This is a genomic window from Endozoicomonas sp. ONNA2, from assembly GCF_024606365.1.
GTDB lineage: Bacteria > Pseudomonadota > Gammaproteobacteria > Pseudomonadales > Endozoicomonadaceae > Endozoicomonas.
Map to the genome: position 1 here is coordinate 1 of NZ_JAHHPO010000725.1, position 1,433 is coordinate 1,433.

The following is a 1,433-nucleotide window of genomic DNA, read 5'->3' on the forward strand; positions in this document are numbered from 1 at the left end:
AGAGTGACTGGCCACTTAGTCAGAAAATATGATTTCATTTGGTTAACTACTTATATCAAGTATCAATCGTGAAACCTCATCTGAAGCTTTGATTCATAAATTCAAAATAGTTGGCACTCAAGAATGGACCGAATTCGAGCAATCCTGCATCAATTATTTACGTTCCCAACCTGGAGATTTTTTAGAAGATAACTTGTGTAACGCAGTAAGAAGAAAGTTGGCAACTCAATCGGGAATGGTTGTTCCCTGCAATAATAGCTGGCTGGAGTCAGGGATTTTTACGGCAAAAAGGAAGCCACAAGGCTCCCGAAAAACGCTATCTGATCAGGATGGCAGAATGATATTGCCACCGGCTGCGCGAATCGCCGCCAGATTTTCTTCATCAAACTTGCTGTCGGTGATAATGCAATCCAGCTCTTCGAGACGGGCAATGGTTTTCATGCTGGAGGCGCCAAATTTACTGGAATCCGCCAGCAATACGGTTTTATTGGCCCGTTCCATCATTTTGCGACGGACATAGTAGTGATCGTTGGAGGCCGTGGTCACGCCATTGTTCAGGCTCCAGCTGTTGGTGGCCAGGAAGGCGATATCCGCATTAATACTGTCCAAAAATGACAGTGCAGCAACGTCCGTGTGTGCCTTGGTAATAGCGCTGACGATACCACCGGTGGTGAATACCTTGACCGTTGAAGAGTCTGACAGCTGCAGGGCAATTTTCAGGTCAGTGGTGATCACAGTGACCTTCATGCGCATCATCAGCTTGGCCAGGGCCATTGTACTGGTGCCGGAGTCCAACAGAACAATCTGCCCTTCGCGAATCTGCTTCAGGGCTTCATGGGCGATGGATTTTTTCTCTTCTATATTCACCGCGTTTTTCTTTTCGTAGGGAATATCTTCCATTAGAAAGCTTTTGGACACGGCTCCGCCATAGGTCACGCGCAGCTTGTCTTCTTGCTCCAGGGTACGAATATCACGACGGATGGTCATTTGGGATACATCGAAACGTTCGGCCATCTCTTCGATGTTGGCGCATCCTTTTTCTTCAACAAAAGCAAGAATATTTTCTCGACGTTCAACCGGGAGCATCGTTGTACCTCTAATTCTGCTGGTTAAAAGGAGCATGATCAGTTTGCCCTGTTGATCATCAGGTTTGCAGGACTCGACCAACGGTAATAATGCTTGCAGTATAGCGCTAGTCATCTTCTGCAAGAGGGGCTGACAGGGTTCTGATGAACTGATAGCGCTCCAATGCAGAAGTGATTAATGGCAATGGCACGGACTTAAGAGTGAAAGCCTTGCCATACGTAGGCTTTAAGGCTCCCTGCGATGGAACCACAAGGCACACAAAGAGCACTAAGAAGAGCTTTTCTTTTCCTTTGTGCTCTTTGCCGTGAAAAATATTTTGCTTAACCATTTTTCATCTCTGAGGGTGG

At 46.5% G+C, this 1,433-nt stretch carries 2 protein-coding genes; both read right to left on the reverse strand.

Annotated elements, in window-relative coordinates; genetic code table 11:
- Positions 1–324 precede the first annotated feature (324 nt).
- Complete coding sequence (locus KDK14_RS12810) at positions 325–1,200, reverse strand: DeoR/GlpR family DNA-binding transcription regulator (protein ID WP_257265533.1); 876 nt, start codon at positions 1,198–1,200, stop codon at positions 325–327.
- Positions 1,193–1,414: a hypothetical protein gene (locus KDK14_RS12815; protein ID WP_257265534.1), complete on the reverse strand. Its 222-nt coding sequence runs from the start codon at positions 1,412–1,414 to the stop codon at positions 1,193–1,195. The genes KDK14_RS12810 and KDK14_RS12815 overlap by 8 nt, the downstream gene beginning before the upstream one ends.
- Positions 1,415–1,433: the final 19 nt, after the last annotated feature.